Source organism: Vibrio neptunius, assembly GCF_000967495.1.
In the GTDB taxonomy this organism is placed as follows: Bacteria; Pseudomonadota; Gammaproteobacteria; order Enterobacterales; family Vibrionaceae; genus Vibrio; species Vibrio neptunius.
In genome coordinates this window covers 1-26929 of sequence record NZ_JXXU01000005.1, presented here as the reverse complement: position 1 = coordinate 26929, position 26929 = coordinate 1, and the positions used below count along the sequence as shown (strand labels likewise).

Here is a 26929-nt window from a genome sequence, read left to right as displayed (position 1 = left end):
TTTGGAAAATATATTAATAATAAAAAATTATTAAAATAAAAATAATTGATAATTTTTTATTTATCTTGTTTTTGCCTAATATGGATTTCAACAAAGCGGGAACGTCCGCGATCCAAAAAGCAAAAAAGAGGTCTACATGTCTACTCCCTATCCACGTAATTTTTCTCATATCGGCATTTCTGTACCAGATCTAGAAGCCGCGGTTAAATTCTACACTGAAGTACTAGGTTGGTACCTGATTATGGAACCCACAGAAATTGTCGAAGACGATTCTGCCATTGGTGAAATGTGCACTGACGTGTTTGGTGCAGGGTGGGAACGTTTCCGTATTGCGCATCTTTCAACAGGCGATCGTATCGGGGTTGAACTGTTTGAATTCAAGAATCAGGAAAATCCAGAGGACAATTTTGAATACTGGAAAACAGGAATTTTTCACTTTTGTGTTCAGGACCCTAATGTCGAAGAGCTGGCAGAGAAAATCGTTGCCGCAGGCGGTAAGAAGCGTATGAAAGCTCCTCGTTACTATTACCCTGGTGAGAAGCCTTACCGTATGATCTACATGGAAGACCCGTTCGGCAACATTCTAGAAATCTATTCTCACAGTTACGAACTGCATTACTCAGCAGGCGCTTATCAGTAAGTGAATGAGTGACATGAGCTGAACCCGCAATAGACGATGGGTTCACTTTCATGGTTTATTGAGCAAGGGACGATTTCATCGTTGATGTGAGGTCGTCCTGATTGACCAGTTTAGGCGAGAAATCAAGAACAGCGATTAGCTTCGCTCTGTCAGTACCATCTCCTACCACAAATGATGCATATCCCCCTGTATAACCTCTCGGAAAACTAGGCGCTCGTAACGTCATGAGGTTGCATGTCTGCGAACGCGTTGTCAGACAGCAAGCGTCAACCAGTTGCGAGTCGCAATAGGCAAGTTTCGTCAAACATTTTGTTTTGCGTTTAAAGTTCACCTTGCTTTGTTAGCAATACGATTAACTCCTTGGTTAATCATACAGGTGGCTGGTTACTTAGGGCCGATTTTACCTATTGTACTCAAAATGCGTCTTCCGAATATCACTGATGGTTATGTCATTTATTTTTTGATAAAAAACTAGCGGTTCCCATCTTCTTCTGACTGAGTGATTTATTGTAAGAAATTGTTATTATAAATAATCAACAACCTTTACATTTCATTTTCAAAATTTAGGACCTAAATCATATTTTTGGGTGTTTTTAATGATTTGTATGTTTAATTTTAAAACAAACAGTAGTTGGGTGGTTATTATTATTTAACGGAATGAAAATGGTAAGATGTCTTATTTAAGTGTTTGATTTTAAATGTAATTTACAGTTCTTATAATGGCTTGCTGATCACGATAAGTTTTTTTTACTATTAAACCATGCTAGGTTATTACCTCATAGTCTAAAGTAACCCATAAACAATGGCTCGACTATCGATCTATTCTTATAGAAATAGATGAATGTTGTTTATGAACGTTTGCATTTATTAGAGTCTTTATACTTTTGCTTATTAATGGCGCAATTTGCTATGTGCTAGATACAAGCATTAACCCAACATAGAAGTATCGATTAGATAAGGAATAAACAATGGAAATTGGTGGTTACGATGAATATCGTTATGAGCAATTAAGGTCTGTCGGAGTCGGGAATCTAGCCAAGAGACTCAAATACCTGAAAATCAACGAAGCTGCAGAGAAAGAGTGTATGGATGCTCTTTTGCAAATGGCGATGAATATAACCCAGGCTTCATATAGACAGCATTGCCGTAACAACAGTCCTACTGAGTGGATCAATATGTTGAGAGGCTTTGTCAACCAGTTTAAAGTTGCGCAAAGTATGCGTCATACTTGGTCTCTACCTCAGAGTATCCGCTCGAAAGTCAACCAACATGAAGCGCAGGCTTTGGTGAGACAAATGGAGATGGTGACAGCACTTTCTTTTTATACGTTCAACTCCAGTTCTCTTAATACAGGAATGACGGGTTACACCACGAAAGGAAAAAGGCTCGATGACAGTGCGGTTAATGTCTGGAACTCTTATAAAGAGTGGAGACAAAACTCAACATCACATGTAGACGTGCCCGTTTATCGTCAAATTACTGTACCAAATCCTCAAAATTCTGCTTGGTGGAAGTATGCCAATGATATTGTCAATGGTAGAAACCCTAAAGGGCCTGCGGGCACTATTAAAAGCAGTCGTTACTTATCATGCAGTTTTCACAAAGGCTTTATAGAGGGCGCTTGTTTCCCTGTTTACAAAAACACCGAGGGTATTCTGAACTTTATTATTCGTCGTGCTCAAGGTGTCAATATCAGTGCCTTTAGTGGCTACAATAGTACCAACCTCGCGAGTCGATTAGATAATACTGCCGTCAGGACGTTGAACATCACCGACACTTCGGTCAAAACGGTTTCTGACTATGAGAAAAAGTACGTTAATGAAGTGATCGAGCAAAGTAAAACCCTCATTTTTGAATACCGCCGTATCAATAAGATGAAGCAAGGGTATGAAAATTTGGCAAAACTAATGGGGCTCAAAAGCAATGATTCTGCGATTGCGGTTCAAGCAGAATTTTTATTGCCTCCTTCTGCGCAGCTGTCCGTGGATAGGATAGTGAAAAAACCAGCCTATCCAGGTGCTGCCAATGTTCCAGTATTGGAAGTGCATTGTACGTATGTAAGAAGCACAGAAAAATCCAATGGTTTACCTCAAGTACTGGCACCAAGTGATCAGTCGATGTTCTTGGGACCAATCAACCTTTACCCTGCTCAGCAAGTTCACTAGAGTGTTGCGAGCGTCTTCAGCAGATTGAGGGCGTTTATCGTCTCTTCGTGGTTCCGTTAATCCTCGCCCGAGCTGGGCGGGGATCCCATATCTAAGGTGTGACAGCAGTATGGTCTGGCTTTCCACACCATCTCTCAACTTTTCCTCACTGCATTACCAGCAATGCAGGAGCGTGGCATCAGCACTATAGACTCCGCAATCGGATTACCTTGCAAGATGAATAACATCAAACCTGTCATCGCCATTCAACAGTCAGATTCGAACAGGTAACAGAGGATCCAACTAGCCATGATAGCGCTTTTTGTTAATTAACAAGTGCATTCGCTTTTCAATTACTGTTATCATCATGGGCAAATAGTCGGGGGGCCCTTAGGGCTGAGATCGCATTGCGAGACCCGTAGAACCTGATTCAGTTAGCACTGACGTAGGGAACTATTCGCACCAATGCTTGAGTATGCTCATTCTGGTGCACTCGCTTTTTATGATTCGATCTTCCCTTTATTGATCACTTCATGTTTGGCTGAGAGTTCCTGTACGTCTTGTAATAGGAGCACCCATGCCACAATCACAAGACACACCACCCATAGTATTAACCATCGCAGGATCTGATAGCGGTGGTGGCGCTGGTATTCAAGCGGACATTAAAGCCATATCTGCGACTGGCAGTTACGCGTGTTCTGTCATTACGGCCATTACCTCACAAAATACGCTTGGCGTAAGCGCAATTCACCCGATTCCTCTGGAGCATATTGAAAGTCAGCTTGACGCCGTGTTTACCGATCTCAATGTGGTTGCGGTTAAAGTCGGAATGTTGGCTGACGCGCGGATCATTAAGGTCGTTGCGGACAAAATTAGACAGTACAAGCCTGCTCATCTGGTGGTTGATCCTGTGATGGTCGCCACCAGTGGTGATCTTCTGCTGGAGCAGTCGGCGATTAGCACATTAAAAGAGCAACTGATCCCGATGGCGGATCTGATCACCCCCAACCTTCCTGAAGGGGCGGCTTTGATTGATGGTGTTGTGCCGGAAAATGAAGATCAGATGGGTAATATGATCGAAGCATTGCGCGCGCTCGGTGCCAAAGCGGTTTTGCTGAAAGGGGGGCATCTAGAAAAAGATGACAACAGTAATGATTTGCTGATCTTAGCGCAAACGAGTGAGCTTTTGAGTGCCAAAAGATTCCCGACGAAAAACACTCATGGAACAGGCTGCACCTTATCTTCAGCGATTGCCTCTTATCTTGCGCAGGGCAATAGGCTGCACAAAGCCGTGTATCTAGGTAAACAATACATCTCCCAGGCCATCGCTCATGCTGATGAACTCAATGTTGGTAGGGGGCATGGGCCGGTCCATCACTTTTTCTGTGGCCACATCAATGTTCGCTGAGCCGATTGGGATCGAGATTCAACGTGCAAGCTTGCAGTACACGGATAATCTGGCTCCGACATTGGCGCACTTTTCTATGTCGATACCTGCTGGGCAGTGGACGTGTATTTTGGGGCGCAGTGGCTGCGGGAAAACTACCTTGCTGCGCTATCTGGCAGGTCTGTTGAACGACAAAGCGCACTGGACCGGAGAACTGACTCTCAGTCATAACCATGCGCTGCAAGGCCAGATCGCTTACATGGCACAACAAGACCTGCTGCTACCATGGCTCAATGTCCTGGATAATGTTTGCCTGAGTAGTAAGTTTGGCAGCGCTCAACCTGACAGGAATCGAGCGCTGCGGTTGCTGAAGCAAGTCGGGTTATCGGATCAAGCGGCGGCTATGCCTCTACAGTTGTCAGGTGGTATGCGTCAACGTGTGGCGTTGGCTCGTACGTTAATGCAAGACAAACTCGTGGTACTCATGGATGAGCCTTTTTCTGCGCTAGATGCAGTGACGAGACATAAATTGCAGACATTGGCCGCTGAGCTATTGCGTGGCAAAACGGTGGTGCTGATCACCCATGACCCGCAAGAAGCGATTCGACTGGCCGACGCTCTGTACATCCTCCGCGGCCAACCTGCTTATGCTGAATCACATGAGGTTCCAACCACTCAGCCGCCTCGTGTCATAGATGCAGAATGTGCGCAATTGCAGCAGAACATTCTCAATTCGTTGGAGGATGATTATGAGTGATATGGCTCAGTTTGACGCCATTCAGCGCGACGTAGTGAAAAAGGAGCGTCTGACACACCCTGCGCTCCGGTTGACGATCAGTGCTGCGATTATTGTCGGGCTTTGGCAGTTAGTGGTGGTGGTGTTTGATATGCCAAGCTTTATTCTCCCTGCGCCGCTTGACGTGTTTGAGCGCCTCATCAGCCGCTTTGATGTATTGATGAAACATACGCTAGTGACTGGTCAAGAAATTGTGTTGGGTCTGTTACTTGGCTTGTCGATGGGGCTGTTCTTTGCTTTACAGATGCTGTTGTTTAAACCGCTCAAGCGTTGGTTATTGCCGATTCTGATTGCCAGTCAGGCGATTCCTGTGTTCGCGATTGCACCTGTCCTGATGCTGTGGCTTGGCTACGGTATCGCATCAAAGGTCGTGATGGCGGCGATCATTATTTTCTTCCCCGTGACCACGTGTTGCTACGACGGTTTGAGAAACACGCCGACAGGCTATCTCGACCTGGCGAAAACGATGGGGGCGAGCAAATGGCAAATGCTGAAACACATTCAACTCCCAGCGGCTCTACCCATTTTGGCTTCCGGTATACGTCTCGCTGTGGTCATTGCACCTATTGGCGCGGTTGTCGGAGAGTGGGTGGGTTCCAGTGAAGGTCTGGGTTACCTGATGCTGCAAGCTAACGCGCGCATGATCATTGATGAGATGTTTGCGGCGCTGTTTATTCTGGCTTTGTTGTCTGTCTCGCTCTACTTCATCACCGATAAATTACTTAAGAAACTGATTCCTTGGGAAAATCAATAAAAGAAAGGACACTCCCGTGAAAACAAAAAAAATACTCAGTGCAGTGGCACTACTTTGCTCAACATTTTCTGCTCAATCGCTGGCGGAAGAGAAAAAACTCACTCTGATGCTGGATTGGTTTGTTAACCCGAACCATGGCCCAATCGTGATTGCGAAAGAGCGCGGCTACTTCAAGCAGCAAGGCATTGACGTCGATATTCAAGAACCCGCAGACCCAAGCACGCCACCTAAGCTGGTGGCTGCTGGCAAAGTCGATCTGGCGATCTCTTATCAACCAAGTCTGACTATCGATGTTGCTGCAGGTTTGCCGCTTATTCGTTCTGCAACGCTAATCGCGACGCCACTCAACACGCTGATGGTGTTAGATAACGGTAAGAACGACAATCTGGCCGACCTGAAAGGTAAGAAAATCGGTATTGCCATCGCAGGCAATGAAGAAGCCACTATTGGTACTATGCTGGCGCAAGACGGTGTGAAGTTCGCCGATGTGGATATCATCAATGTGGGCTGGGCGCTCTCTTCTTCTCTGGCATCAGGAAAAGTCGATGCGATCTGGGGTGGTCTACGCAACTTTGAAACCAACCAGCTCGCGCTTGAAGGCTACAAAGCGAAAGCCTTTTTCCCTGAAGAACACGGTGTTCCGGCTTACGACGAACTGGTGTTTGTGGCCAATGCCAAAACTCATGATGCAGAGGCTATCAAAGCTTTCAACAAAGCGCTTGAGCAAGCCACAACTTACATAGTCAATCACCCACAAGCGTCGTGGAAGGAGTTTGTTGCTTACGCGCCAGACACCCTCAACAATGAACTTAATCAACGAGCTTGGAACGATACGTTAACTCGTTTTGCACTGCGTCCTTCTGCGGTTGACCTCAAGCGCTACGACGATTACGCCCAATTTATGTATTCACAAAAGATCATTGAAACTCTGCCTAAAGCCGCAGACTATGTGCCGGAGTTTAACTAATGAAATATCAGGATCTTATCCAAGCGTGTCAGTCGGACTGGCAGGAGTACACACAGCATGCTTTTGTGCAGCAGCTAGCAAAAGGCACTTTAGATCAGCACAGTTTTCTTCACTATCTGAAGCAGGATTTTCTGTTTCTCAAACAGTATGCGCGTGCTTATGCGTTAGCCATCTATAAAGCGCGCACGCTGGAAGACATGCGTCGTGCCTTGCCGAGTGTGCATGCTCTGCTAGATTCCGAAATTGGTCATCATGTGACGTATTGTGGTCAATGGGGGCTGACGGAATCTGATTTAGAAAACGAACCTGAAGATTTTGGAACCGTTGCTTACACACGCTATGTGCTTGATGCAGGCATGACAGGTGATTTAGTTGATCTGTACGCCGCGCTGGCGCCGTGTTCGATTGGCTATGCGGTGATTGGTAAAGCGTTGATTGAAAGCAATGACACTGTACTGGAAGGAAATCCTTACGCAAGTTGGATTGAGCTCTATGGTGGTGAGGAATTCCAGAGTGGAGTGGCACAAGGAGCGGAGCATTTTAACCAACTCTTAGAAGAGATTGATCTTCATAGCCAGCGGGGACAAAACCTGATTGAAGTGTTCAGAACCGCGACTCGAATGGAAGTGGCGTTCTGGCAGCAGGGACTGGATGTTAAAAGCTTAGAAGGCCGTGATGGCTAAAACAATGGGCCATGATATTGGAGGTGGTCGGGTACGTTTTGGGCTGCCTTTTGTCATGGCTCTTCGATTTAAGATGGCGGTCAAAAGAGTCTTGTTTATTTGTTTTGGAAATGTGTGAAATTAGGTTATTTGTGGGGTAAATGGCTGATTGTGAAGCTGGCTCGATCTTTCATCAAATTGACATTGAGTTGATAAATTTTCCACCTTGGGTCGACTAATATTCTGCATCTTACAGATTCAGTGCGGGACAACACGGTGAAGAATTTTCTGATCGAGAAGCAGTATGGTATTGGTCTTTTGGTTGCATTTCTTGTGATTATTGCGCCAATGAGTTTACTGGTCAGCCATATTGATTTGCTGAGTAGCGTGTCTGATACAACGGGTTTGGCCTTTACTCTCCTGACGGATTCAGCAGGTTCGAAAGGTTTTCTTTTGACCTTGTTCGTTTTGGTGGCGATTAGTTGGAAAGTGTTACCGAACCGAATTGAATGGTTGGGCAAGATGGCTCAGCTCGGGCTCATTCTTCTGATAGGGTTTGTCAGCAAGACCGGCCTGAAACAAATGACGGAGAGTCCACGTCCATACACTGAACTGCTGACCCAACAACTTCTGATCCCACAACCCTCTCACTTCTATAACCTGAATACGGTTCAGCAACAGCATGTAATTGACGATATTTCGCATCGTGTTAGTGTTTGGCGCACCCGCCACTGGCAAGGCGAAAAAGACTACTCCTTTCCTTCAGGCCACACTATTTTCGCGGCCATATGTCTTGCCTTTTTTGGCAATCTGTTTATTCAGAATCGACATTACGCTTTAGCGATGGTTTTGGGGGGATGGGCGCTGGGTCTGGCATACAGTCGCCTTTGGCTCGGAATGCATCGACCGATTGATTTGGTTGGATCGGTATTATTTGTTCTGATGCTGTATATGTTGGCACCGCAATTTGATCGCATTACAGAAAAGCTTTTTCATCGCTGGACCCAAATAACAACCTGATTCTAGTTTACCTAACTGCCCTTAGCCCTGTGAGTAACGTCCTTACTTGCGGGGCTTTTTTATATTCTCAGTCATATGTTGTTGTTAACCACCAGATTATTGTGTTTTTTGAAGATAAGCCAGCAAGACAGACCACATAATTGATAAATCTCGTTATTATTCGTCTTATTTATGTAATTGTCATTTTTGGCGCAAAAAATTTATGTGTCGTTATTGTATGGGCAGAGGTTTACATGCAGATAAAACTATTAAAACGTCTGATTAAAGACAAAATGTTTGGTAAGACAAAAAATACAGCACTGGGCGTGCAGGTTGCACAGATGGCCGATGCTCGCATGGGAGCAATGTACATGCTGGCCAGTACCGAAATTACCAAAGTGGCGAAGATTTCTAATGCGCATTTTTTTGAAGCTTTTGTGGTCGGAACTGAGCCCTTTGTAGACTTTAAAGATGCTGCGATGGGCTTGTTGAATAAGACTGAGACCATGAGCAAGATAAAAAGCAGTAAAATTGTGCTCAAAGCGTCTAGGGCTAAAGCCAAAGTCGGTGAGATGACATCTGCGATAACAACAAAGCTTAAGAAGCTGTTTTGTGATTTCTTTCGTGGTTTGTTGAACAAGGTAAAAAACGTTTATGGCGACCTGCTGCATGGTATTGAGTGGCTTGCGGAAGTCGGCACGTGGCTAGCCAGCGAATTTGCTGGGACCTTCTCTAATCTTATTCCCGGCTGGGGGTATGTGCAAAGTGCATCGGGGCTTTATTCTGCGGCGAAAAAGTCGGTAATGAAATCCAAAGATCTGATTTCACAAATTTACCGTGGTCGTGGGGTGGAGCTGTTAGGTGGTCATCCTAGTATTATCGCCAATGCGCTGGCTCTGCATTCTGCTAAAGGTGCGTTAGGAGGGATCAAATCTTTCACTATGGGGGTGGCAGGCATAGGTTTGCAAGCCGCAGGTGATGTTGCAGCCGGAGTGGGCTCATTGGTCAGCATGATCACCAATATTCTGGAGCGTATCATCAAGTTAGTCGATTTCTTTGTACAACGTAGCCTGCTTGATAAAGTAACCAAACGTGCCAAGAAAGAATGGCACAACCGAACTGCTCCAGCCAGTCTAGTCAATGATCACAAGATGTTTTCTGAGTGGTTTCAGAATGTGGTGATCACAACACCAATTGTCGCAGCGCTTGTGATGGGCAGTGGTTTTGTCGGTCACCCCTATAAATTTGCCCAGCTTCTAACGCCTAAACTTGAAGTGGTATCGCAAGGAGACTACGACAAAGCCGTTGTCTATATCGATAAGCTGAAGTCACTGTCGAGCAAGTACGTTCAAGAGTACGTTGGCAGTTATAAGATAGACTTTACTAGCAGAGATGGTGTGGTCAACGCGCGCCTGAATGAATTGAAGAGAGGCAAAGGGCTGTTGGATGGCCATGAGATTGCCGTCAAATCCGCCGTGCCAACGCGCATTACAGTGTAATCTATTCATACTAAGAATCGGGCCGAAAACGGCCCTTTTTTATCTGATAATAGGGTGCTTAAGCGGTCTATCATTTTGATGATATGTTGAAGCGTTAACCATGAATTACCTGTTGTAAGTATTCGTTTTTTTGCGTTACGGTCGCGCGCCCTAGCATTGATATCTAGTTAAATATCACACTTTTATACTCAACTACTCATCAATAGCTTTCAAACTAAGCAAGATGACGGCTGAGTGCTAAGCTGATAGTTAACTATCTTTAAAGAGCTACACTGGATGAAAGAGCCTGATTTTCCTAACGACGAAGTACAACGAATAAAAGACCTTCATTCTCTTGATATTCTCGACACCGAACCGGAAGAACGTTTTGATCGGATCACTCGTGTTGCTCAGCATCTTTTTGATGTCCCGATTGCTGTGGTGAGTTTAGTTGATATGCAGCGACAGTGGTTTAAGTCCTGTATTGGTCTTCCTGTTCGCGAAACCGCAAGAAATGTCTCCTTTTGTGGACACGCGATCAATGGTGAAGAGCCTTTTATCATCAATGATGCAACTAAGGATCCTCGTTTTCTTGATAATCCGTTGGTTATGGGAGAGCCACATATTCGATTCTATGCAGGCATACCTTTGGTTTATCACAACAAAAGTAAGCTCGGTACATTGTGTATCATAGACACAAAACCGCGTGAGTTGACCATGCAGCAAATGGCCGATCTGGTTGATTTGGCAAAGGTGGCGGAACAAGAGTTGGAGTCAACAATTCAAGCTACTCTTGATCCGCTAACGCAGATTTCTAACCGCCGCGGTTTCTTCGAACTCACAGAGAAGTCGATGCAGTACTGCCGAATGGGCGGGTTTTGTGTCGCGCTGGCGTATTTTGACCTGAATGACTTTAAGGCCATCAATGATGAGTTAGGCCACAAAGTGGGTGATGCTGTTCTGCAGCAGTTTGCCGACTTAATGGCAACTTCATTTAGCGATTCGGATGTGTTTGCCAGAATAGGTGGTGATGAGTTTGTTGTCTTTATGTCTGGCCTGACCGAAAAAGTAGCCACCGTCGCCATTGAGCGTTTTAGAAAATCGGTCGAACGCTTTAACCAGGAAGAAGATCGAGGGTATGAGATCAAATTCAGCGTCGGTATTGCGGTTGCCAAGCCTTCGCAAGAGGTATCAATTGATACTTTATTAGAGATGGCCGATGAGAAAATGTATCAGGAAAAGTGTGCGAAAAAGTAAACACTTCTCCTGATAAGCTTGTTTCATAAATCACGCATTAAGATCTCGTATTCTTCGTTAGCTTCTGAGATTAGGTGGTGCAGCTCTGTTGCATCTTTGTCGTCGAGATCTAATTGCCACTGATGCTGTTCTTCTTTACCTTTAATGCGCGTTTTACCATTCAGCTTTTCAAAACTGATATCACACAACTCTGTTTGGTGGTGCTCATTTTTTTCAATAATATCAACATCTAATAACCCAGATGGGTTGACTTCTATATGAGCGTGGAAGTGGTTTTTATCTTGTAATTCGTAATCCCTGAATGTTGAAATCATGTTGTTCTCCTTAGTAGTTAACCGACGCGTTTTTCAAGTGTAGGACACACTTTTTGAACAGTGGGTGAAATTATCATGAAGCTTGATCTTGGTTCTACATCTGTTCAAAAAACCGTCACGGATTTCAGTCTTTGTTCGATCACTGCTATCGCTCTGGTGACTGAAATTGGGGGAGATTTAGAGTACGGGTGCAGAGCATACACATTGTTGGATAGTAACTGCTGGTGTTTAAAACAAGGTTCTAAATCTGAGAACTGGTTCAGCATAAACTCCGGAAGTAAGCCAATGCCCATATCATGACGAATGAGGCTCGCGACCTGACTGACGGTATTGACTCTATGGTGGGCCGTGTAAATTAGCGTCTTTGATTGCGCCCCGTCGGCAGCGAAAAGAGGGTGTGTGATGGTTTTAGGTTGCCAGTGATTAGCGATGTATTTAGCGGTTTCAGGAGCGTGGCGAGTCGTGGCTGACTGACACAACACGTCACGAAACTGACCAATGCGCTTTTGTTTTACATTACTGTCTGGCGACTCACCGACTCGAATGGCTAAATCAATATCGTGTTGCATTAAGTCTAGCTGCTTATCTTCAGCGACTACATTGAGTGATACATCGGGAAAAGGAGCAAAAGCATCACTCAGCGCAGGGACGACAATACTCTCCATTAAAGCAATGGGCGCGGTGATAGACAGTTTGCCGCTGGGCTGTTTTTGCAATTGACGAATGTCATCCCAGGCTGTCGACATAACATCGTTCATCGTGATGCAGTGTTGATAGAACCTTTCGCCCGCAGGAGTGAGTGATTGCTTACGTGTGGTGCGTTTTATTAGAGTGGTGGCGAGCTCACTCTCCAGCTGTTTAAGGTGAGTACTCAGGACTGATTTCGACAACTCCAATTTGTCAGCTGCCTTCGAAATAGAACCTGCTTCTACTATCGCTTTGAAGACCATCATTTGTTTATGTTTATTCATTTTTGTTCTCTTTACCCAAACAGTCATTTCTAATTTATCTGTTTTTCTTAGTTAATCCTAGACCTAAACTTCTCCCCATCAGACAAGAAGGAGAAACACAATGAGTCAATTAGTATTAGAAGCGTGTCAGGCAGGTATCGAAGCGTGGAAAGCAGCATTTAACCGTCAGGATGCAAAAGGATGTGCAGAGAAATATGCCGAAGGCACAACCATGATCGCTAAGCCATTTGGTACGTTTGAAGGTCGCGAGCAAATTCAGGCGTTTTGGCAAAACATCATTGACCAAGGCTTTAGCGATGTATCTTACACAGATACAAAGTGGGAAAAAGTCGATGACAATAACTATATCTTGTCGTCAAAGTGGACGATGAACAAAGCATTCGGTGTGGTACATAAAGAAGTGTGGACACTGCAGGAAGACGGTAAAGCCCGCCTAACTTACGATGAGTTCGAAGTGCTGGGCGAACGATAACAAAAAGGGGATACGCATAGCGTGTCCCCTTTTTGATTTCCCTTTGTCTCATTAAGCAAATAGGTAGCTGTATAGGAATCCAGCGCCGATCGCCATGCTCAGGATGACCGTCAGGAATGCGGCTATCATCTGATTCTTAAAGATGGATTTGAGCAAAATCACTTCTGTTAAACTTGCGCCCGCGCTGCCGATGATCAGTGCCATCACAGAACCCAGAGCCATCCCTTTTTGTACTAGTGCAGCACTGAGAGGAATCACCGCTTCAGCACGAATATAAAGTGGGATACCAATGATAGCGGCGACTGGAATCGCATACCACTTACCCGCTCCTGCGTATTCTGCAATCAAGTCTGTTGGAATAAATCCGTAAATAAGTGAGCCGATCGCAATACCCAGCAGTAGGTATGGGAATACTTGTTTGAAGTCTTTCCAAGTCGAGTGCCAGATTTTCACCCAGAGATTTGGTTTACGTTCTTCCACTAAAGTCGCGGTGACGCTGCCATCTGCTGAGCAACTTGCAATACCGACTGATGGTTTTGCACTTGCGCCGCAGCTGGATTCCTTTGCCATTGCTGGCGCTGGTTCGCCACAGCTCGACGTCCCACATGAGCTCTCTTTCTTCGGTGTAGATTTGCTTTCCCCACAGCTTGTATCGCAACTGCTGACTTCTGCCGCCTGATACGCCTCCGGTTTTACGTAACGTTCAAAACCGAGTTTCTCTAGTGCGTAGCCCGCAACAACAGAAACAACCATAGCGATCATGAAGTAGAACAATGCAACTTTCCAACCAAAGGTTACGACAAACAAGCCAATGATCACCGGGTTAAGTAGCGGGCTGCCAAACAGGAAGACCATCATAGGGCCGAATCCTGCACGTGCTCGAAGCAGGCCTTTTAGGAAAGGAATGGTTGAGCAAGAACAAAAAGGCGTGATAGCGCCCAGCAGAGCTGCGACGACATAGCCTTTACCATTACGTGAGCTAAGGATCGACTGAATCTTTTCTGGTGTCAGAAACGCTTGCAATACACCAACGATATAGCTGATGGCAAGAAACAGGATGATCAGCTCAGTTACGAGAAAGGCAAACATATTGAACGCTTCACTGGCCATAGATATAAATTCATTGTTCATAAGGTGGCTCCAAATTCGAGTGTTATGAATCTGAATATTTTTCAAATTCATTTCTATTTTTCTCGAATTATAGAAATAAAGAGCAAATGATCAAGAAATTTATTTCGATAAAAATCGAAATAATTAGCATGTCTAATAATATCAATTGCTTAACAGGAGTGTTTTTTCGCTAACCAGTAACTTTGTTGGCAAACACATGTGCCTCTGTTGAAACGATCGCTCCGACTTCATTAATCAGCCATTTCAGTGCTCGGTTATGCTGATTTCGTCGGTGCCAAGCGATGGAAATCGTGGGGGGTGGGACAGTAATGGGCATTGGCTTTTGCACCAGTCTCCCTTTCTCTATTGATTTGCTGGCCACGGTAAAAGGCAGAACGCTGATAAGATTGGACTCTTCCAACAAGTCCATAGCCCCTGAAAAACTATTGACGGTCATGGCGACGCGTCGCTGGAGTCCTTTTAGAGCCAGTGTTGAGTCCACAGCGCCACTTGGATCACCAGAAAGTGAGACCAGCAAATGGTCTGCGCCGCAAAAATCTTCCAGAGAAAGAAAACGGTCTGCGAGTGGGTGTTCAGGTCGCATTACGCAGGTAAAGTGATTCTCATACAAGTGTCGAACTGAAATTTGCTCATGTGTTGTTGGATAGTAATCCAGTACCAGATCGACTTCCGCTTCTAGTAACAGCTGTTGCCCATTTCCTTTGAAGGGGACGGCATATAAATCCATAGCTCGAGCTCTTTCCTCGATGATCGCTCGCAATCTAGGCCAGAAAAGACAGCTGGTACCATCTGTTAACGCCACTCTAAGCTGTGTGGAGGAGGTCATAGGATCAAACTTAGGTGGAGAGACGGAATGGCTAATTTTATTGAGAGGTTCCGAGACTTCATGCCACAGCTGCTTTGCGTATGGAGTGGGAGTAATGCCTCTTCCATGTTTGATAAACAGAGGATCTTTCCATGCATAGCGCATTCGAGAGACGGCTTTCGATACCGAAGGCTGAGTCATCGCTAATTGCTCTGCTGCGATGGTAATGGACTGCTCTCGCATGATTGCGTCAAAGATAACGATCAGATTTAAGTCAATTTTAGCCATACAATTCATTCCTGTGTGGAATAACGTTTATATCAACTATTAATTAGAAGAAATAGGTTATTGATTGAATACTAAATCTGTTCTCATCACAGATAAGGAAGAAAATTATGAAAGCAGCATTTATAAAACATTATGGAAACGTGGCTCAGCTCAATGTAGGTCAATTGGAAAAGCCAGCACCATCCGCCCATCAGCTACTGATAAAGGTCGTGGCATCAGGTGTAAACCCGGTCGATTTTCATATTCGCAATGGCATGATGGCCGATACTGATACCCATACATTGCCGCTTGTATTAGGTTGGGATTGTTCAGGGGTTATTGAGCAAGTTGGTGATGATGTGAATGGGTTTAAACCGGGTGACAAGGTACTCTCATTCACCCCCATTTCAGGACAGGGCACTAATGCCGAATACATTGCTGTCAATGCGGATCTGGTTGTGAAAAAGCCAGAAAAAATGAGTTTTATCGATGGAGCGGCTTTGCCACTGGCTTCTATTACTGCGTGGCAAGGTTTGCATTCCCAAGGTCATATCAGGCAAGGGCAAACTGTTCTCATTCATAATGCTTCCGGCGGTGTTGGTTCATTTGCGGTGCAAATAGCCAAGGCTGCAGGAGCGTACGTCGTAGCGACGGCCTCTCAAGCTAAGCTAGATTACGTAAAAACATTGGGGGCAGATGAAGTGCACGATGAAAGCCAGACAGATTGGCATTCGACCATGAGATACGACTTGGCTTTTGTTGCGAAAGCGGGTGCTTATTTGCTTCATCGTACGGTCTCCTGTGTTAAATCAGGAGGCCGAATAGTGTCCACTTTTGATGAGCTTTCTGAAGGTGAGGTGGGTATCCACGGTATTTCGTTCACAAGAATGTGGGTCGAGAACAGCGCTGAGGATCTTGATAAAGTGCTCGACCTATTCAATAAAAATCAGTTAATCATCCCAATAGATACGGTATATCCACTTGAGGATATCCAGCGTGCTCACCAGCGTTCTGAGCAATATAAAGCGGTCGGAAAGATAGTGCTGACTATTGACCCGACACTGAAATACTAGAGACCACTTGCCGATCTTTTGAGCTGCTTTTTTAGTAACGGCGTTTTAACTGCCTAGTTGGTATTGGCTAGTCATTTTTGTCTTAAGGCAAACAGGTTGCATATTTTTGATGGTTTTATAAAATCTGCGCTTTGATCAAATGGTAGGCATCAGTCTTGCGAATATATGGAAATTTCGAGAGTCAAGGAGTTGGCTTATTAAACAAGGGCGCTTCGTTGCCCAAGAGTGACAATTGGTTTTACCTTCAACGGATAGAAAAACCGTGGACGAAGCGAGCAGAGGTAAAGTACTGATGGCAACGTTACTCCCTTTTATCTATTTGCTTATTGGATTCCTTGTTGGCAAAGGGCAGCTAAACGTTAAAAGGTTTTCATCCCTTTTACTTACTAAGCTGGTGATCCCTGTCATTATCATCTGGAATATCTCCCTTCATTCAGAGGAAATGATAGGGGTTATCGTATTGACGATGATGTCTATGTTAGCGATATTTTCCTGCCGACACTGGATGGGAAAAGATGCGATTCGAAGTTTATGTTTTTGTTATCTCAATATAGGTTGGTTGGGTTTGCCCGTTGCTCACGCTTTGCTGGGCGATGAAGCGGCTAGATTTATGTTAGCAGCGTACATCGGAAGCTCTATTGTTGGTAATTCAATTGGCGCAAACTATTTAAAGAAAGAGGCATTCTCAATTCTGAAGATTCTGGCTTCGCCGCCAGTGATTGCGTTACTGATTGGTGGTTTGTTGATTCCAGTTGGACGAGGCATTGAAGTTTACGGACACACTCTATATGTCGTGTCTAAATTCTTAATGAGCTTTCTGGGTATGATGATACTTGGAATCTGGCTTGCTGAAACAAGTTTAAAGAAAAGCGATGTATTGCTTTACACTCGAACTTATGTCCTAAGAATTGTGACGTTGAGTACAATGGTTCTAGTCGTTTTTGGCATTAGCCAGATAGCAAACTCAGAGATGTTGTATCATCAACTGCCGTGGCTGCTTTTAATTTGCCTGCTGCCGCCTGCTGCCAATATCATCGTACTGGAAACTTCCTACCTGGGTACAGGAACAAGTGCAGCAAGAATTTCCGTAGAAACCATGGCAAGTATTGTGGTGATTGCGGTTTACGCCATAGTGCTACGCTCGCTGAGCTGGTAACGCTATTACCTGTGTTTGTTGCCGGTATCAATGTATTTAAGTATGAGTAAAGGCATTAAAGCCAATAGATAGAGGCCCATAGATGAAACCAGCTCCAATCAAAGACTTGATAACATACGACGATTTTGCCAAGTTGGATATCCGAGTCGGCACTATTACAGAGGTCTGCGAGGTTGAAAAATCGGATAAGCTGATGAAACTCATGGTCGACTTTGGTGATCATACGCGTTCAATTTTGGCAGGGATTAAGCAGGAACGAGAAAATCCGCGTGACATTGAAGGCAAGCAAGCGTTGTTTGTGGTTAACCTTGCTGATAGAACAATGGCTGGTGAAATATCTCAAGGTATGCTGTTTGATATTGGTTACGAAGATAAGATAACGCCTTGCCTAGCTATGCCAGAGTCTGAAGTGCCAAATGGCAGTCGTGCGGGGTGAAGCCCGCGAGGGACATGTAAAAGCAGCGAACATCGCGCTGCTTTTGTATTGGTCGAATCGTGGTCAAAAAAGTGGGGAAATTGAACCCTAGACAAGCCATGAACTTACATGAAGCAGACCTACCGTTATTACCTCCTAATACCCAGGTTCAAAGATGACTGTTGTTGGAAGATGTTTCTAACGCAGGGTGAACAACATTGAATCGAGTTCGCCATTCAAAAACATGTTTGATGAAGGCGTCGACCCTTGCTGGGCGTTTGTCTCGGTCGCGATACATGATGTAAACTTCACGATCTGCTGACTTCCATTCAGGTAACACCTCCTCAAGATACTGCTCTTCAGCAAAATAATAGGGCGGGATCCAAGCGATGCCTAACCCTCGAATTGCTGCATCTCTTATAAGAAGCACATCATTTGATGAGAAATCAAATGTGTCGTTGTACGAGAACGTCTCCCCAGTGTTTTGATTGTGCATTTTCCAGTGGCGATCAGTGTGGACAGTCAGCAGGCGATGCTTTGCGAGATCCGACGGATGCAATATTGGCTCGCTCTTATCTAAGTATGATCGTGAGGCGCATAGTGAAAATGGCAATTGCCATAGCTTTCTCGCGATCCAGTCCATTTCAATTAAATCGCCAATTCGAAAGGTCACATCAACTTGGTGAGAGACCAAATCAATTTTTTCGTTTTGAATCTCTAGTTCAATACGGATATCGGGGTGTTTTTCTGCGAACTCATAGATGCAGTGCTTCAACCACACCTGAGTCATATTAATTGGAGCAGATATCTTCATGTTTCCCGACAGCGATTGCCTATCCATCGATAAGCGCTCAGTGACCCTATCTAAACCTACTATCAGTGGTTCACACAATTGCTGGTACTTTTTACCATCAGGCGTAAGAGAAAATTTATGGGTACCGCGATCGAGCAAACGACAATTTAGCTGGTTTTCAAGTCTGGTCAGACGTCGACTAAGGGTGGCAAGTGGCACATCAAGTTGTTCAGATGCCTGTGTGAGGCTGCGATACTTTGACGACAAGACAAACAGTTGCAAGTCATCCAATGAATGTTCTTTCATTTTTGAAATACTGCCTATTAAAAAAGACGATTAAATTTCATTACTGGAATATATACCCTTTTGTCTCGTAAGTTAACTCATCGAGATCAATATGAATAAACACAATTCCGTACTACTAGGCGTTGTCGTAGCCATCTTTTTTTGGGCTAGTAATTTTAACGCAGTACAAGCTATGAATCCTGAACTATCCCCATTTCTGGCTGCCGGTTTAAGGTTTGCGGTGGCTGCGATCCTTCTTCTCATCCTGAGAACAACTCGTGAACAAAAGTATAGTGTTACCTTAAGCCGTAGGGACTTGGTGTATTTATTTATCATCGCGAGTGTCGGTGTTACGGTCCAGAATTTTTCAATCTTTGCTGCAATGAGGTATACCTCACCGACTAATGCTTCAATCATTATGGCTAATGTCCCACTGACTGGCGTGTTGCTGTCTGCAATGATTTTAAAGTCGAACATTACCAGGTTAAACATTGTCGGTTCTTTGATCAGTGTAGTGGGTGTGATACTCGTGATTACTCATGGTGAGCTCTCTTCAGTATCGTTCAATCTAGGAGATATACTCATGGTTCTAGCTCTTCTGAGTGGGTGTTTGTACACGATACTCTTGAAGCTCTGGTCGCAACATATACCCGTAGAACAACAATTACGTTGGGTAATGTGCCTAGGGGCGGTTCAATTGTTTGTTATTGCTGCTGTCGAAGGTGATTTAATATTGGATATGACTCGACTCACCTTCCAAGATGCATTACTCGTGCTATACATGGGGCTGTTTGGAACGCTTTTGTCGTACTATTTTTGGATGAAAGGAGCGATAGTACTAGGGCCTAAAAAAACAACCAGTTTATTTAACGCGTTACCAGTGTTTAGTTTACTGATTTCTCTGTTTATGGGCGCCACTATCTTTTGGATTCAGCTTGTTGGTGTAGCCGTAGTGGCATTGGGCTTTTTTGTTGGCAATATCTCGCCTGCTGGCCAACGACAAATAGCAATAAAGCGAGCTTGAATAATCTATGTTTTACAGCCGGCTTAACTTAGTCGGCTTGTTTAAATAACAATCTTCCTAGGTTAATCTCGCTTATAGAATAAATTTTTCCGCTTTATTGCTTAGTGTCATTAGCTTTCATCGTCTAAAAATATTAAGAGTTTGGTTTTTTATTCTATTAAAAATAAATTTTCTTGACGATAAAAATTATTTGTTTCACATGTAATTACTATTCAGTCAATTTTCTATGGCTAAATTATTAGTATTCAATAATAAGAGGCTTACAATGAAAATACTGTCTAATATCATTAACAAAGAAGTGTCTCAAAGTCGAAGAGATTTTATTACTTATTCCTCTCTGAGCTTAATTGGTGCTGCTGCCGCTACGGTTTTCCCTTCCCCCGTTATTGCCAGCATGTTATCTCCTTCAGGTGCAAACTTTGAAGAGCTCGATTCCCTTAATTTTTATGTCAATAGGACCACATATAACGTGAGCGGTGTACCTCCCGTGACGTTTGAATCAAAAACCGATGAAGCGCAATATTTAGCTCAAGTGATTTACCAAGAATTGTTTAAGTATCAGTTTAATCAAGATAACACCTATTTAAGCGGGCGTTTTGGGCAAGGCATGAAAACCAATGGTACTATTTTAGCGTTAAGCGCCGGAGAATCAAACTCTGTAAACAGTGTCTATAATGTCCACCGCCATTTCTTTCAGGAAAACATGATAGAGTATGTGAGTGCTATTCTGCAAAATGCTTACAGTACTCAAGATGGGATTCCTCATCATATAAGGCGGTCTTACAACTCATGGGATATGATTGCGATTAACCAGTCGATAGAAACCATTGAGAAAGGGGATGATTATAAAAAAATCATAGATAAGCTGTATGTTATCGCAGCGGCGCATTGCCAAGAGGAAAAATTGACGCGATATATACACACCGCTGTTGATGCAGAATCTTGGATGAGAAAGCTGGTTGAACATTACAAACGTCAAGATACACTGCAAAAGTTGGTGGATGACACCAAGATTCAACAAAACACGTCGTCTTTCGAAACGGTATCTCATCGAGTCTACAACACCATCAATAAAGTTAGAGCGCTAAACACGCTCGCTCAAAATCCTTTAAACAAAGATGAATTGCATCAGTTCGAGCGTACGCTGATAGGTGCTCTTTATTCTGGATTTGCAATAAGTATGAAGTGGGGAAGTACCAATCAAAAAGAGGCTTATTCCGTTCGTAATAATAAGCACAACTACGATGCGGTGGTCAGTACGCTAAAGGGGACAAAGGGCAAGCAAGGTACATTCTGGAACAGCTTCTTCAATAAGTATGGGAATGACGGGCTTTGGGATACATTGCGTTACGCTAATATTGAAAACTACACTATACAGGACTCACAGGTTCACACGCTAATCACTAAGCAGTACCCCGAATTGGCAGGAGGATCCACTGGGTTATCTAAAGCGAATTTTTCCCCCGATTCACTCGTTGCTGTCTTTACATTCTTATTAGCCATAGGTCAGTTTTCTTGGGCCACTGCTACTGACAGAGAGGCGATCAATAGCCCTCAATTATGGACTGACTTAGGTATGGCGTTGGCCGATGGGACGCTTAATCTTATCCAATTGTCGACATTATTTGATACGGTAGCGAGTTTTATTTTTGGTAACGGGAAAACCGTTTCCCAGGTCACCGCGTCGTACATGAACCAATTCTCTCAATTTGTCCTTGAGTTAATACCGAAAGGAAAGGTTCTCACGAATAACACACAACAGATGGTATTGACTCAACTTTATAAGCTCTCAGGCACGGCGTTAGTTGATGTTATCAATGTATGTTTTATTGGTTTAGCCGCTTTAGGGGCCGCGCTTGCCGCCTATAACCTGTACCAAGCCGTACAAGGAGGAGATATTGGCGACATTATATTTGCCTCCATTAACATGCTTGTCGCCACAGTCACACTGGCAGTAACGGTGGCTGCGTATATGGGTTTAGCGATAGCAGGACCTCTTGGTATTGTTGTTGCCGTAGTTGGTATTATTGTCGCTATTGCAGGGTGGATTTACACGTTGCTTAAAAAGCAAGATTTGCCTCCTGAGCCGGTGATTGAATTCACCAACACGTACATAAAAAATAGGTTCGAGTATCAGGGCCAATGGTCTTATATTTGTCGCGCTAGGACGTACGAACAAGGCAATCGATTGCATCAATTTAATGCCAACACTATGGATACCGATTGGAATAATATGGCACAAGCTATTGATGACCGAAATTCAGAAAAGTACAAGTACCCAGGGGCCTTAGTCTCCTCTAAAGATGGCAATATTTACAACTTTTCCGATTTAAAGAAAGTGACCTATTGTAAAAAAAATGACTTCTTTACAAACGGTACTGGTACTAACCAACGTTTGGAGGGTTTCTATACCGGTTATGCTGATAAACATTGTGCTCATGCGGTTGAAAGTACAGACCGTTATGGACGTTCTCAAGCGGTCTTTCTTGCGGCTGAACCGGGTAGTCGCTGGGAAGCATATCTAACTCATGGCTTGACTCAAGCCCCTGGTGATGTGTTGTTCACATTGGACTGGCTCAATGGAGGATATGATAGTTGTGTAGACGTTGTGGCGATCAACGGCCTCAGTTCACCTACTTTTATTATTTTTACTAGAAGGCACATTTATCAAGTGATTAATGGCTCGGTTGAAAAAATCATCTCCAATTTTAATGGAAGCCAAGGAGTGTGGGAAGGACAATTGACCGCATTAACAATGGGAAAAGAAGTCCATGTATTTTACAGCTCTGCGGGGTTGGACAGCGAGCGTAAGACCTATCATTATAAACTTTCTCAAGATGAAAATGAGAACTACACACAATTAGAGGTGCAGAGAGAAATTCCCTATTTAGGAGATAGCGCCAACTCCATTGTTGGTAGGCTGTTAGAGGGGAACGGCTACGATAGACAAGGAAGAATGGATTTTATATGTCGTACTGCAACGTACTATCAGCGCTTTGGTGCACGCTTGAACAGTAATAAAGGTACCGCATTCTCTTATCATAATGGGGTTAAGTTCACAGCGAAAGATGACGGCTTTTTCTGTTTCTTCAAAAATGCCATCGTACAATAGCATAGAGGGATAGTGCCTCGTTAAATACGTTTCCTAGCAATAGGAAACGTATTTGAGCTGTTTAGGGTAATGCTATTTGTAGCGTTCTAGTATGTTTTTATCTCGCCCTTGCGAACGAAACGTTAACATTTTCTCGGAAAACTCCTCAGAGATATGGTTAAACGGCGACAATTTGGAAATACAAAGTGAGAATGAGACCGTCGCTAGGGTGATGGGAATTTCCTCTACTAGACTACGTTTATCGTATTTAGACAATAGATAATCTGCCACTATCCTGTCAGTGGCGACCACGTCTCCTCTTTTTTTGGCAAGCATTCTCAAAGCGCTGGAGAGGTCGGATTGTAGAATTCGAGTGTAACTGTCTGGTGGGAAATGAGACTGTCCCCAACCGTTCCCTACATAATCGAGAATCGTATAGGCTTTAAGGTCTTCGATACCTGAAATTTTTTCCAATTGTTGCTTATTGGGGTGATTTCTATAGGTGAACAAGGTTATTGGTCCAATAACAACGGGGACAGCAGCGGCATTAACATACTCGAGTCTCTCTGTTGTCGGGACAGAAATAAAAGCGTCAGCTTGACCGTTAAACACCATCCTTTGCGCTCTTCCCCAAGGATACCCTTGGTGAGAGACGGTTAATCCCATGTTCTTTTCCAGCACTTCCGTGGCAATGTCAACCAAGATCCCTTCCATCTGGCCGCTCGAATTTTTATAGGAGTATGGCGGGAAAGAGTCATAGTACACAATGTTAAGTGTTTCTTTACCATAAGAAATACAACTCACAAAATACAAAGATAAAACAGTCAGTATTCGTATCATCACCCATACCTCCTATATTATTATTTTTGTTAATAGTAGGGTATGTAGAGGTAACTTGCCAAAGTGCTGAAGAAGTCGTTAGCGGCTGTGGTTTCAGCTCGAAGTTTGTGAGTTTTAGAGCTGAACGAATGATAGTGACGATGTACTCTTAACCCAATTGCGCTTTGCCCAGCGGCTAGATTTCCATGAGCTAACCAGCTTAAGCGACTCGTTTTTTGTCGCTCGAACCCAAATGAAAATATAAGGTGAGATAAAACATAAGTTAAGCGTATAGTAGAGGTTATCAAAAATAGTAACAAAGCTTAAAGAGGTGGAAATGGATTTCAAAAGCCTGGCTGGTGTCTTTCTCGTTGTTTTGATATGGGGGCTAAACTTCTCTGTTATTAAGTTTGGTCTTGAAGAGATCCCACCCATTTTGTTCTCTGGCCTGAGATTTCTTGTGGTTGCGATACCCGCAGTGTTTTTTGTTCCATTCCCTAAAACCTCTGTATGGAATGTCATTGGTGTTGGCGTGTTTTTAGGAGTTCTTAAGTTTAGCTTCCTATTTGTGGCGATGGAGTCTGATGTTTCAGCGGGGCTCTCCTCATTATTACTGCAAGCACAAGTGGTATTTACTATTTTGCTCAGCGTCGTGTTGTGGAAAGAATCAATGAACCGATACCAACTGGTTGGCATGGGACTCGCCTGCATTGGATTCAGTCTGTTTTTCTATACCGCGGGAGGCAATGCAACCGCTTTAGGAATAACGCTTATTTTATGTGCTGCGGCCTTTTGGGCAGTCTCAAATCTGATTATGAAAAAAATAGGTGATGTGAATTTATTGCATTTCATGATTTGGGTTAGCCTGATCCCTCCTCTTCCATTATTCTTGGTGTCTTGGCACTTCGAAACCAATCAGGCTTTGACTTTGTTATTGGCAACAACAGAAAAATCTTGGCTGTCTTTACTGTATGTCAGCTACATCTCTACTTTGGCAGCTTTCGCTTTGTGGGGTTGGCTGCTTAAAAATCATCCAGCTGCTGTTGTTACGCCTTTTGCTCTGTTGATACCTGTAGTGGGTATTGTCGGCTCGAATCTGCTTTTAAATGAGCAGTTAACCCATTTAGAGATGCTTGGCGGGGGATTGATTTTATTTGGATTATCCGTGTCCGTTTTAGGTCTACGCCTTTATCACTTCATATCTCAGCGCCAGCGTTTGAATAGCGCCATATAGTGATTGTCATCTTCTTGGTATACGGATTTTTATTGTTGTTATAGCCAGCGTTTTTAGGCTCTGGCTATAACAAAACACGTTATTTACTCTTCAGCGGTAGCTTCATGAATGGCTTGTTTGGTGTCGTCCCATACTTTTGAAGAGTCATCTTTAACGCCTTGCCATGTGTTAGAACAGCCACCAATCAGCAGAGCAATCGCCGTCGCAATCAATGAAAGTCTCATGTTTTACTCCTTAATTCGCACGTTATCTGGTGACTATATCAGAAGTGTAAAGGGCTAATGTGAAATTCCCTTCAGAATTTCACCTTGAACATAAAACGCAATCACCAAGGGTTACCTTGTGATATTGAGTCAGTCAAAGCGCTATGCCCTTCTTAAGAAGTCCTGCTGGGCAAGTTGCAAAATATAAATACTTCGATTATCTTGGAAATGTTTTTTGAGTTAGGAGTGATTGATGGAACTTGAAGTTGTCGCGAAAGCGTTGAAAGAATTGGGCCACCCAACGCGTCTTTCCATCTATAAAAGTGTTGTCAAGGCAGGGTTTCAGGGGATCACCGTAGGCGCGATTCAGGACCAGTTGGATATTCCCGGCTCAACGTTGTCTCATCATATCTCCAGTTTGGCTTCGGCCAATCTAATCAGCCAGCGCCGCGAAGGCCGCACGCTTTATTGCGTTGCCGAATATCAGTGTCTTGAAGCTGTGATTGGTTTCTTACAAGATGAGTGTTGTGCGGATGAGCGCTGCTAATCCTACTTTAAAGCTTGAAGAAACATCTATCAGTTTCTGTCTGAGCAGACTTTCCTAGGCACAGGTTAACATTGTCTTGCCAATTCAGGTTATGGCACTCATTGCTGTTAATAATTATGACTTGAGTTTGTTTGTCCCACTCATAAGTGGGGCGTTGTCATGGATTTTCTCCATAACTTCTGAAATTATTCTCTACAATAATCAGAGTAACAAGGAGAAATACTTATGATTACAGCGCTTTACGCGTCGGTGTTAGCCACATTGATGATATGGCTGTCGATAGAGGTCATTAAACAGCGTCGCAGTGCCAAGGTTGCTTATGCTGATGGTGGAGTCAATGCCCTTCAGGTTGCCCGCAGTGCGCAAGGCAATGCCATGGACTATATTCCAATCACTTTGTTCTTGATGGCGATGGTTGAATATAACGGAGCCAGCCCTTGGATGATCCATCTAGCCGGTATTGTGTTTGTCATTGGCCGACTTATGCACGCTAAGGCGGTATTAGCTGAGAAGTTAAAAGGCCGTATTACTGGTATGAAATTAACCTTTCTAACGATGGTGGCACTGATTGTTCTTAACCTAGTTTATCTGCCGTTTGGAAAGCTATGGTAATGCCTTTCAAAGTTCCGCCTGCTTGGTCTCTAGTATTGGTTGGGCTAGTTCTCAACATTCTTGCGATTGTAATGTCGAGTGTGGTGTTAGACAGGTTAAGTGCGGAACTCTCGACTCTGGCAGAACAGAAAGACGAAAATATCTATTCGATTCAGCTCGCATGGAGCAGTGTCGAAACCTTGGAGCGTAAACGCGAGGCTATGTTGCTACACCTTAGTCAAGCGGATGATGATGAGATTGATGATGCGCTGCAAACTGTGCTTCAAGGTCAACTCAGTGCTTGGTTAGGCGGAAGTGTTCCGCAGATCAGCCGTGAAAATTTGAGCCCATTAATGATGCAGATTAATCAGGCTCAGGAGGGTTATCGTAATCAGATTGATGACTACTACCTCAACAACCTTACCATTACCGAAGTAATGGCGGCTTTGAATGAAAAAATCGCCTGGTACAAAAATATCGGTCTATTTTTGCAAGTCTTTGGCCTGGCTTTGATTCTCGCGCGTGATTTGGCTAGAAAGCCTTAGAATATCGGGACACACACCTAGAATATCGGGACACACACCTATAAGTACCTATAAGTAAATTGGACACACACCAGTAAATCGGAAGCAAAACTCACCAAATCATCTCAGG

General features: G+C 43.9%; 27 protein-coding genes and 1 riboswitch. Of the genes, 20 read left to right on the top strand and 7 right to left on the bottom strand.

What is annotated here, in order from left to right:
* The first annotated feature begins 136 nt into the window (after positions 1-136).
* The 10 genes from TW84_RS02790 to TW84_RS02745 all read left to right on the top strand — a co-directional run bounded on the left by TW84_RS02790 (position 137) and on the right by TW84_RS02745 (position 11084).
* The gene (locus tag TW84_RS02790; protein ID WP_045974159.1) at positions 137-640 is read left to right on the top strand and encodes a lactoylglutathione lyase family protein; all 504 of its coding nucleotides are present in this window, start codon (positions 137-139) and stop codon (positions 638-640) included.
* Positions 641-1608: 968 nt separating this feature from the next.
* The gene (locus TW84_RS02785) at positions 1609-2805 is read left to right on the top strand and encodes a hypothetical protein (RefSeq protein WP_045974158.1); all 1197 of its coding nucleotides are present in this window, start codon (positions 1609-1611) and stop codon (positions 2803-2805) included.
* A 349-nt stretch (positions 2806-3154) separates the two neighbouring features.
* A riboswitch (TPP riboswitch) is annotated at positions 3155-3253 on the top strand.
* Positions 3254-3361: 108 nt separating this feature from the next.
* Positions 3362-4192 (top strand): bifunctional hydroxymethylpyrimidine kinase/phosphomethylpyrimidine kinase, encoded by an 831-nt coding sequence (gene thiD / locus TW84_RS02780; protein ID WP_045974157.1) that lies wholly within the window; start codon positions 3362-3364, stop codon positions 4190-4192.
* The gene (locus TW84_RS02775) at positions 4182-4928 is read left to right on the top strand and encodes an ABC transporter ATP-binding protein (RefSeq protein WP_045974156.1); all 747 of its coding nucleotides are present in this window, start codon (positions 4182-4184) and stop codon (positions 4926-4928) included. The genes thiD and TW84_RS02775 overlap by 11 nt, the downstream gene beginning before the upstream one ends.
* Positions 4921-5721 carry an ABC transporter permease gene (locus TW84_RS02770; protein ID WP_045974155.1) on the top strand — a complete coding sequence of 267 codons (801 nt, stop codon included), beginning with the start codon at positions 4921-4923 and terminating at the stop codon, positions 5719-5721. Before TW84_RS02775 ends, TW84_RS02770 begins: the two co-directional genes overlap by 8 nt.
* Before the next feature lie 16 nt (positions 5722-5737).
* A complete protein-coding gene (locus tag TW84_RS02765) occupies positions 5738-6688 on the top strand; it encodes an ABC transporter substrate-binding protein (protein WP_019277359.1) in 951 nt (316 codons plus the stop codon).
* Positions 6688-7371 (top strand): thiaminase II, encoded by a 684-nt coding sequence (tenA, locus tag TW84_RS02760; RefSeq protein WP_045974154.1) that lies wholly within the window; start codon positions 6688-6690, stop codon positions 7369-7371. The genes TW84_RS02765 and tenA overlap by 1 nt, the downstream gene beginning before the upstream one ends.
* Before the next feature lie 255 nt (positions 7372-7626).
* Positions 7627-8370, top strand: a complete 744-nt coding sequence (locus tag TW84_RS02755) for a phosphatase PAP2 family protein (protein WP_045974153.1) — start codon at positions 7627-7629, stop codon at positions 8368-8370.
* A 233-nt stretch (positions 8371-8603) separates the two neighbouring features.
* Positions 8604-9848, top strand: a complete 1245-nt coding sequence (locus TW84_RS02750; protein WP_045974152.1) for a hypothetical protein — start codon at positions 8604-8606, stop codon at positions 9846-9848.
* Between the two features lie 276 nt (positions 9849-10124).
* Positions 10125-11084 carry a sensor domain-containing diguanylate cyclase gene (locus TW84_RS02745; RefSeq protein WP_045974151.1) on the top strand — a complete coding sequence of 320 codons (960 nt, stop codon included), beginning with the start codon at positions 10125-10127 and terminating at the stop codon, positions 11082-11084.
* Positions 11085-11107: 23 nt separating this feature from the next.
* Here TW84_RS02745 and TW84_RS02740 read toward each other — a convergent pair whose 3' ends face one another.
* Entirely contained in the window at positions 11108-11398 is a 291-nt protein-coding gene (locus tag TW84_RS02740; protein ID WP_045974150.1) for a hypothetical protein, read from the bottom strand.
* 104 nt (positions 11399-11502) lie between these two features.
* A complete protein-coding gene (locus tag TW84_RS02735; RefSeq protein WP_045974149.1) occupies positions 11503-12369 on the bottom strand; it encodes a LysR family transcriptional regulator in 867 nt (288 codons plus the stop codon).
* 100 nt (positions 12370-12469) lie between these two features.
* On the opposite strand from TW84_RS02735, the gene TW84_RS02730 reads away from it, so the two are divergent.
* On the top strand, positions 12470-12841 hold the full coding sequence (locus TW84_RS02730) for a nuclear transport factor 2 family protein (RefSeq protein WP_045974148.1): 372 nt from the start codon (positions 12470-12472) through the stop codon (positions 12839-12841).
* 51 nt (positions 12842-12892) lie between these two features.
* Here the strand turns inward: TW84_RS02730 and TW84_RS02725 are convergent, their stop codons facing one another.
* Both TW84_RS02725 and TW84_RS02720 read right to left on the bottom strand, forming a co-directional pair.
* Positions 12893-13972 (bottom strand): permease, encoded by a 1080-nt coding sequence (locus TW84_RS02725; RefSeq protein WP_045974147.1) that lies wholly within the window; start codon positions 13970-13972, stop codon positions 12893-12895.
* A gap of 169 nt (positions 13973-14141) precedes the next feature.
* Complete coding sequence (locus TW84_RS02720; protein WP_045974146.1) at positions 14142-15065, bottom strand: LysR family transcriptional regulator; 924 nt, start codon at positions 15063-15065, stop codon at positions 14142-14144.
* 107 nt (positions 15066-15172) lie between these two features.
* Between TW84_RS02720 and TW84_RS02715 the strand changes: the two genes are divergently transcribed.
* From TW84_RS02715 to TW84_RS02705, 3 genes are all read left to right on the top strand, one after another.
* On the top strand, positions 15173-16117 hold the full coding sequence (locus tag TW84_RS02715) for an NADP-dependent oxidoreductase (protein WP_045974145.1): 945 nt from the start codon (positions 15173-15175) through the stop codon (positions 16115-16117).
* A 262-nt stretch (positions 16118-16379) separates the two neighbouring features.
* Positions 16380-17273 (top strand): AEC family transporter, encoded by an 894-nt coding sequence (locus TW84_RS02710; RefSeq protein WP_240478133.1) that lies wholly within the window; start codon positions 16380-16382, stop codon positions 17271-17273.
* Positions 17274-17355: 82 nt separating this feature from the next.
* On the top strand, positions 17356-17709 hold the full coding sequence (locus TW84_RS02705; protein ID WP_045974144.1) for a tRNA-binding protein: 354 nt from the start codon (positions 17356-17358) through the stop codon (positions 17707-17709).
* A 148-nt stretch (positions 17710-17857) separates the two neighbouring features.
* Here TW84_RS02705 and TW84_RS02700 read toward each other — a convergent pair whose 3' ends face one another.
* Positions 17858-18787, bottom strand: a complete 930-nt coding sequence (locus tag TW84_RS02700) for a LysR family transcriptional regulator (RefSeq protein ID WP_045974143.1) — start codon at positions 18785-18787, stop codon at positions 17858-17860.
* 91 nt (positions 18788-18878) lie between these two features.
* On the opposite strand from TW84_RS02700, the gene TW84_RS02695 reads away from it, so the two are divergent.
* Positions 18879-19790: a DMT family transporter gene (locus TW84_RS02695; protein ID WP_045974142.1), complete on the top strand. Its 912-nt coding sequence runs from the start codon at positions 18879-18881 to the stop codon at positions 19788-19790.
* A 226-nt stretch (positions 19791-20016) separates the two neighbouring features.
* On the top strand, positions 20017-22902 hold the full coding sequence (locus tag TW84_RS02690) for a hypothetical protein (RefSeq protein WP_157633998.1): 2886 nt from the start codon (positions 20017-20019) through the stop codon (positions 22900-22902).
* A 72-nt stretch (positions 22903-22974) separates the two neighbouring features.
* Here TW84_RS02690 and TW84_RS02685 read toward each other — a convergent pair whose 3' ends face one another.
* Positions 22975-23721, bottom strand: a complete 747-nt coding sequence (locus TW84_RS02685; RefSeq protein WP_045974140.1) for a substrate-binding periplasmic protein — start codon at positions 23719-23721, stop codon at positions 22975-22977.
* 316 nt (positions 23722-24037) lie between these two features.
* Between TW84_RS02685 and TW84_RS02680 the strand changes: the two genes are divergently transcribed.
* Positions 24038-24934, top strand: coding sequence for an EamA family transporter (locus TW84_RS02680; protein WP_045974139.1), 897 nt, complete (start codon positions 24038-24040; stop codon positions 24932-24934).
* An 83-nt stretch (positions 24935-25017) separates the two neighbouring features.
* On the opposite strand, the gene TW84_RS02675 is transcribed toward TW84_RS02680, so the two are convergent.
* On the bottom strand, positions 25018-25158 hold the full coding sequence (locus TW84_RS02675) for a hypothetical protein (protein ID WP_045974138.1): 141 nt from the start codon (positions 25156-25158) through the stop codon (positions 25018-25020).
* A 232-nt stretch (positions 25159-25390) separates the two neighbouring features.
* On the opposite strand from TW84_RS02675, the gene TW84_RS02670 reads away from it, so the two are divergent.
* From TW84_RS02670 to TW84_RS02660, 3 genes are all read left to right on the top strand, one after another.
* Complete coding sequence (locus TW84_RS02670; RefSeq protein ID WP_045974137.1) at positions 25391-25684, top strand: ArsR/SmtB family transcription factor; 294 nt, start codon at positions 25391-25393, stop codon at positions 25682-25684.
* 225 nt (positions 25685-25909) lie between these two features.
* Positions 25910-26296 carry an MAPEG family protein gene (locus TW84_RS02665; protein WP_045974136.1) on the top strand — a complete coding sequence of 129 codons (387 nt, stop codon included), beginning with the start codon at positions 25910-25912 and terminating at the stop codon, positions 26294-26296.
* Positions 26296-26820: a hypothetical protein gene (locus TW84_RS02660; RefSeq protein ID WP_045974168.1), complete on the top strand. Its 525-nt coding sequence runs from the start codon at positions 26296-26298 to the stop codon at positions 26818-26820. Before TW84_RS02665 ends, TW84_RS02660 begins: the two co-directional genes overlap by 1 nt.
* Positions 26821-26929 lie beyond the last annotated feature (109 nt).

Bases quoted from the DNA above. Each gene is read 5' to 3' on its own strand.
- TW84_RS02790 (WP_045974159.1), top strand. From the start codon at position 137: ATGTCTACTCCCTATCCACGTAATTTTTCTCATATCGGCATTTCTGTA.
- TW84_RS02785 (WP_045974158.1), top strand. From the start codon at position 1,609: ATGGAAATTGGTGGTTACGATGAATATCGTTATGAGCAATTAAGGTCT.
- thiD (WP_045974157.1), top strand. From the start codon at position 3,362: ATGCCACAATCACAAGACACACCACCCATAGTATTAACCATCGCAGGA.
- TW84_RS02775 (WP_045974156.1), top strand. From the start codon at position 4,182: ATGTTCGCTGAGCCGATTGGGATCGAGATTCAACGTGCAAGCTTGCAG.
- TW84_RS02770 (WP_045974155.1), top strand. From the start codon at position 4,921: ATGAGTGATATGGCTCAGTTTGACGCCATTCAGCGCGACGTAGTGAAA.
- tenA (WP_045974154.1), top strand. From the start codon at position 6,688: ATGAAATATCAGGATCTTATCCAAGCGTGTCAGTCGGACTGGCAGGAG.
- TW84_RS02750 (WP_045974152.1), top strand. From the start codon at position 8,604: ATGCAGATAAAACTATTAAAACGTCTGATTAAAGACAAAATGTTTGGT.
- TW84_RS02745 (WP_045974151.1), top strand. From the start codon at position 10,125: ATGAAAGAGCCTGATTTTCCTAACGACGAAGTACAACGAATAAAAGAC.
- TW84_RS02740 (WP_045974150.1), bottom strand. From the start codon at position 11,398: ATGATTTCAACATTCAGGGATTACGAATTACAAGATAAAAACCACTTC.
- TW84_RS02735 (WP_045974149.1), bottom strand. From the start codon at position 12,369: ATGAATAAACATAAACAAATGATGGTCTTCAAAGCGATAGTAGAAGCA.
- TW84_RS02730 (WP_045974148.1), top strand. From the start codon at position 12,470: ATGAGTCAATTAGTATTAGAAGCGTGTCAGGCAGGTATCGAAGCGTGG.
- TW84_RS02725 (WP_045974147.1), bottom strand. From the start codon at position 13,972: ATGAACAATGAATTTATATCTATGGCCAGTGAAGCGTTCAATATGTTT.
- TW84_RS02720 (WP_045974146.1), bottom strand. From the start codon at position 15,065: ATGGCTAAAATTGACTTAAATCTGATCGTTATCTTTGACGCAATCATG.
- TW84_RS02715 (WP_045974145.1), top strand. From the start codon at position 15,173: ATGAAAGCAGCATTTATAAAACATTATGGAAACGTGGCTCAGCTCAAT.
- TW84_RS02705 (WP_045974144.1), top strand. From the start codon at position 17,356: ATGAAACCAGCTCCAATCAAAGACTTGATAACATACGACGATTTTGCC.
- TW84_RS02700 (WP_045974143.1), bottom strand. From the start codon at position 18,787: ATGAAAGAACATTCATTGGATGACTTGCAACTGTTTGTCTTGTCGTCA.
- TW84_RS02695 (WP_045974142.1), top strand. From the start codon at position 18,879: ATGAATAAACACAATTCCGTACTACTAGGCGTTGTCGTAGCCATCTTT.
- TW84_RS02690 (WP_157633998.1), top strand. From the start codon at position 20,017: ATGGCTAAATTATTAGTATTCAATAATAAGAGGCTTACAATGAAAATA.
- TW84_RS02685 (WP_045974140.1), bottom strand. From the start codon at position 23,721: ATGATACGAATACTGACTGTTTTATCTTTGTATTTTGTGAGTTGTATT.
- TW84_RS02680 (WP_045974139.1), top strand. From the start codon at position 24,038: ATGGATTTCAAAAGCCTGGCTGGTGTCTTTCTCGTTGTTTTGATATGG.
- TW84_RS02675 (WP_045974138.1), bottom strand. From the start codon at position 25,158: ATGAGACTTTCATTGATTGCGACGGCGATTGCTCTGCTGATTGGTGGC.
- TW84_RS02670 (WP_045974137.1), top strand. From the start codon at position 25,391: ATGGAACTTGAAGTTGTCGCGAAAGCGTTGAAAGAATTGGGCCACCCA.
- TW84_RS02665 (WP_045974136.1), top strand. From the start codon at position 25,910: ATGATTACAGCGCTTTACGCGTCGGTGTTAGCCACATTGATGATATGG.
- TW84_RS02660 (WP_045974168.1), top strand. From the start codon at position 26,296: ATGCCTTTCAAAGTTCCGCCTGCTTGGTCTCTAGTATTGGTTGGGCTA.